This window comes from Methylibium sp. T29 (genome assembly GCF_000576205.1).
GTDB lineage: Bacteria > Pseudomonadota > Gammaproteobacteria > Burkholderiales > Burkholderiaceae_C > Methylibium > Methylibium petroleiphilum.
Genome location: NZ_AZND01000236.1, coordinates 1 through 5,021 on the forward strand (window position 1 = coordinate 1; position 5,021 = coordinate 5,021).

General features: G+C 68.5%; 3 protein-coding genes and 2 pseudogenes. 1 reads left to right on the forward strand and 4 read right to left on the reverse strand.

Going from position 1 to position 5,021, the window contains the following annotated elements:
- Positions 1-1,664: primosomal protein N' (priA, locus tag x551_RS18345; RefSeq protein ID WP_036250019.1), on the forward strand; the 1,664-nt coding region annotated here is incomplete at its 5' end.
- On the opposite strand, the gene x551_RS18350 is transcribed toward priA, so the two are convergent.
- The 4 genes and pseudogenes from x551_RS18350 to x551_RS18365 all read right to left on the reverse strand — a co-directional run.
- Entirely contained in the window at positions 1,661-2,413 is a 753-nt protein-coding gene (locus x551_RS18350; RefSeq protein WP_036231810.1) for an amino acid ABC transporter permease, read from the reverse strand. The genes priA and x551_RS18350 overlap by 4 nt on opposite strands.
- Before the next feature lie 28 nt (positions 2,414-2,441).
- Positions 2,442-3,298 (reverse strand): annotated as a pseudogene (locus x551_RS18355) (basic amino acid ABC transporter substrate-binding protein).
- Between the two features lie 118 nt (positions 3,299-3,416).
- The gene (locus x551_RS18360; protein WP_036231812.1) at positions 3,417-4,397 is read right to left on the reverse strand and encodes a porin; all 981 of its coding nucleotides are present in this window, start codon (positions 4,395-4,397) and stop codon (positions 3,417-3,419) included.
- A 254-nt stretch (positions 4,398-4,651) separates the two neighbouring features.
- A pseudogene (locus x551_RS18365) lies at positions 4,652-5,021 on the reverse strand (AEC family transporter); the annotation flags it as partial.

Here is a 5,021-nt window from a genome sequence, read left to right on the forward strand (position 1 = left end):
GCGCGCTGCCCGCCCCCAGCGCCGAGCAGGCGCAGGTGCTGCAAGCGCTGGCCGCGAGCGCGGGCGATGCCCCCGTGACGCTGCTGCACGGCAGCACCGGCAGCGGCAAGACCGAGATCTACCTGCGCGAGGCGCAGCGCGTGGTCGAGGCCGGCCGCCAGGCGCTGGTGCTGGTGCCGGAGATCAACCTCACGCCGCAGCTCGAAGAGCGCTTCCTGGCGCGCTTCCCAGGGCGGCGGGTGGTGTCGCTGCACAGCGGCCTGACGCCGGCGCGTCGGCTGAAGCACTGGCTGATGGTGCTGCTGGGCGAGGCCGACCTCGTGCTCGGCACGCGGCTGGCGGTGTTCGCGCCGCTGCCGCGGCTGGGGCTGGTGATCGTCGACGAGGAGCACGACCCGTCCTACAAGCAGCAGGAGGGGGCGCGCTACTCGGCCCGCGACCTGGCGGTGGTGCGCGGCCGCATCGAGGGCGTGCCGGTGCTGCTGGGCTCGGCCACGCCGTCGCTGGAGAGCTGGCACAACGCGCTGCCGGCGACCGAGGGCGGTGCCGGCCGCTACACCCGCCTGACCATGGCCGCGCGCATCGGCGGCGGCGTGCTGCCCACGGTGCGGCTGGTCGACATGAGCCGGCTGCCCAAGGAGGTGCTGCGCGACAGCGCGCTGTCGCCCGCGCTGCTGGGCGCGCTGCGCGAGCGGCTGGCGCGCGGCGAGCAGAGCCTGGTGCTGCTGAACCGCCGCGGCTACGCGCCGGTGCTGCATTGCACCGAGTGCGGCTGGAAGAGCGCCTGCGCGCACTGCAGCGCGTGGCGGGTGTTCCACAAGCTCGACCGCACGCTGCGCTGCCATCACTGCGGCCTCACCGAGCGCGTGCCGCGCGCCTGCCCGGACTGCGGCAATGCCGACATCCAGCCCACCGGCCGCGGCACCGAACGCCTGGAGGAGCAGCTGGCGCTGGCGCTGCCCGGTGCGCGCGTGGGCCGCATCGACGCCGACACCACGCGGCGCAGCGGCGCGCTGGAAGCCGAGCTGGCCCGCGTGCACGCCGGCGAGGTGGACGTGCTGGTGGGCACGCAGATGATCGCCAAGGGCCACGACTTCCGCCGCATGACGCTGGTGGCGGCGGTGAACCCCGACGCGGCGCTGTTCAGCAGCGACTTCCGTGCGCCGGAGCGCCAGTTCTCGCTGCTGATGCAGGCCGCCGGCCGCGCCGGCCGCGATGCCGGGCAGGCCGACCGCGCGGAGATGTGGGTGCAGACCTGGCACCCGCAGCACGCGCTGTACGCGGCGCTGCGCATGCACGACTACACGGCCTTCGCGCAGGCGCAGCTGGCCGAGCGGCGGTCGGCGAGCCTGCCGCCCTACACCCACCTGGCGCTGCTGCGCGCCGACGCCCGCGAGCAGTCGGTGGCGCAGGCCTGGCTGCGGGCGGTGAGCGACGAGGCCCGCGAACTCGCCGCACAGCACCAGGTGGCGCTCTACCCGCCGGTGCCGCTGAGCGTGCAGCGCGTGGCCGACATGGAGCGGGCGCAGCTGCTGGTGGAGTCGGCCTCGCGGCCGGCGCTGCAGCGCTTTCTCACGGCCTGGGAAGCCACGCTGCGGCGCAAGCGGCCGGAGCAGAAGGGGCTGTTGCGCTGGGCCGTCGACGTGGACCCGCTGGCGATCTAGCGCCCGCGCAGGTGGTCGGGCGATTCGAGCCGCTTGGCCAGCGTGGACAGCAGCCAGGTGAGCAGCAGGTAGACCGCCGAGATCGCGAGGTAGGGTTCCCAGTAGCGCGAGTAGGCCCCGGCCACGGTGCGCGCGGCCAGCGCCAGCTCGGCCAGGCCGATCGCCGACACCAGCGACGAATCCTTGATCAGCGTGACCGCCTCGTTGACCAGCGGCGGCACCATGCGGCGCACGGCCTGCGGCAGGATCACGTGGCGCATGCTCTGCACGTGCGTGAGGCCCAGGCTGTAGGCCGCCTGCGTCTGGCCGCCGTGGATGCTCTGGATGCCGGCGCGGAAGATCTCGGAGATGTAGGCGCCGGCGTTCAGCGTGAGCGCCAGCGCGCCGGAGAAGAAGGCGCCGTAGTTCTGGCGGAACTCACGCGCGGCCTCGCCGGTGAGCAGCAGGCCGTTGTCCGGGTGGATCAGCGCCGGCATCAGCGCGAAGTGCACCAGCAGGATCTGCACGAACAGCGGCGTGCCGCGGAAGAAGGTGACGTAGGCGATGGTCAGCCACTGCGCCGGCTTGATCAGTGCAGCCGCCAGCGGCGACCTCGGCTTGGGTGCATAGCGCGTGCTGCTGATCAGGCCGAGCACCAGCCCGAGCGCGAGGCCGGCGACGATCGCGACGACCGTCAGCTTGATCGTCATCAGGACGCCGGCCAGGAACAGCGGTCCGTAGCCGGCCAGGATCTCCCAGCGAAAGTCCATGGGAGATCCTCGGTCCTGATGCTGTCGCTTACTTGGAGGCCGCTGCCGCGGGGGCGGCTGCACCGAAGGTCTTGGCGTAGACCTGGTCATAGCTGCCGTCGGCCTTGATCGCCGCGATGCCCTTGTTGACCTTCTCCAGCAGCTCGGCGTTGCCCTTCTTCACCGCGATGCCGTACTGCTCGGGCGCGAAGGCGCTGTCGCTGACGGTCTTGAAGTTGGCGGCCGCGTTGTTGGTCACGTAGTTGATGACCACGCCGTTGTCGGCCACGACGGCATCGACGCCGCCGGCCTCGAGCTCCTTCAGCGCCAGCGGCGTGGACTCGAAGCGCTTGACGTTGGCGCTGTTCTTGCCCTGCAGCTTGGTCACGACCTCGTCGCCGGTGGTGCCGGTCTGCACGCCGACCTTGAGCTTCTTGAGGTCGTCGAACTTGGCGACCTTGGAGCTGCCCTTCACCGCGATCAGCTGGTAGGCGTCGAAGTAGGGGTTGGAGAAGTCCATCGTCTGCTTGCGCTCGTCGGTGATGGTGATCGACGAGATCAGCAGGTCGCGGTCACCCTGCTGCAGCGCGTTGAAGATGCCTTCCCACGGCGTGTTGACGAACTTCACCTCGAAGCCGCCCTTGGCGGCCACGGCCTGGAGCAGGTCGATGCTGAAGCCGACGATCTCGCCCTTCTCGTTCTGGAACTCGAACGGGGCGTAGGCGGCATCGGTGCCGACGACGTAGACCTTGGCGGGCGCGGGCGCCGGAGCGGAAGCCACCGGCGCGGGCGCGGAAGCGGGGCGGCGGCGGGCGCCGGCTCTTCCTTCTTGCCGCAGGCGGCGAGCAGCAGGCCGGCACCGAACAGGCCGGCGGTCTTCAGAAACTGGCGGGTCGTGAGCTTCATGCGGGATCCTCGTGGGGGCTCCGGAATCGATGGCGACACATCGGCGGTGACCGATTGTCACCGGATTGTTGATGCAAAAAGCGGCCCGGAGGCCGCTTTTCGAAGTGCGTCGCGAGACTTAGAAGTTATGGCGGATGCCAAGACCAATCGACGAGAACTTGTTGTCGGCCAGCACAGGCAGGGTGGCCGTGCCAGACCCGCCGTACGGGAACGAGTTGTTGTCAATTGCGTAATAGAACGCATAGACCTTGGTGCGCTTGGACAGGTTGTAGTTGTAGCCCAGCGTGTACTGGATGGCATCGGAATCGGCCAAGTTATCCCACTCGTCCGCCCAGCCGACCGACACGTGGAACTCGCTAGCGCCGACGGTGTACTGAACGGTACCCGTCACTTGATTGCGCTTGCCAAGTACGACGTCGTCGGAATTTTCGTAAGCCAGCCCCAACAGGAACGGACCCATCGTGTAGGCCGCGCCAGCCGAGAAGCCCTTGATCGTGTCGTTGCCGAACGTATCTTCGCTCTTGCTGTAGCCAGCGCCGATGTGCAGGCCATCGACGTCGTAGTTCACAACGCCTTCATAAGTCTTCGGGCCAGTGCCTTCACCGGCAGCAACCGTCACCGCGAACGAGACCGGACCAAAATTCGGGCTGGTGTATTCGACGGCATTGCTGAAACCAACACGCAACGAATAGATGTTGTCTTCCGAGGTCGTGCCGGTGTCATGGTTGAAGACGCCGATGTAGTCGATCGTGCTGCAGTACAGAGCGCCGAGGGCAATCTTGCCCATCTTGATCTGACCCCAAGACGTGCTCTTCAGGCCGACATAGGCGTCGCGTCCGAAACCACCGGTACCGGTGCCATCGTCAGAGCCGAAGCCGGATTCGAGTTGAAAGAACGCGCTCAGTCCACCGCCGAGGTCTTCGTTGCCACGAAGTCCCCAACGCGATGCGTTGTTCTTCATCACGGTCGCGTCGGACACATCGTTGTCCTGGAACTCGATGGAAGTGTTGAGTCGGCCGTACAGCGTGACGCTGCTCTGGGCGAACGCGCTGCCGGTGAATGCCGCGCACAGGGCGGCGGCGAGGGCGAGTTTCTTCATCAGGAATCTCTCTTTCGTGGAGGGTTGGCGGGGCGGAACAACCAACGTCTTGATCGAAGACGCGGACCGGTTGGTGCCTCGTGAAAGTTTAGTGAAGCCGCCGCCCGGAGCCACCATTTACGATCTGCAACAGGCGCGAGAACCGCGCTTCTGACGCATTCACGCAACACCTGCCACCACACCCCCGAGGCTGTCGCCAACGCGACAAATCGCGCGCCGCACGGGCCGCGCACCGCTTCAGGGCGCACGCAAACTCAGCCGCCCTGCACGCCGAACCACCACGCCAGCGCCGAGAAACTGACGAAGGCGAGCACGGTCGACGCCATGATCACGCGGGCCACCCGCCCGGTGTCGGCACCGTGCCGCTCGGCGAGCAGCGAGACGCCGCTGGCCGACGGCAGTGCGGCGGTCAGCGTCAGCACCATCAGGTTGAAAGGCGTCAGCGCGGCGCCCACCGCGATGGCCGCACTGCCGATCGCGAACAGCAGCGCCGGGTGCACGCACAGCTTGATCAGCGCGAGCGGCAACACGGCGACGAGGGACGCACGCCGCGCGCCGTCGCTGGCGGCGGCGTCCAGGCGTGCGTGCTCGCCGGCCCGCCACAGCACGGCGCCGATGGTGAAC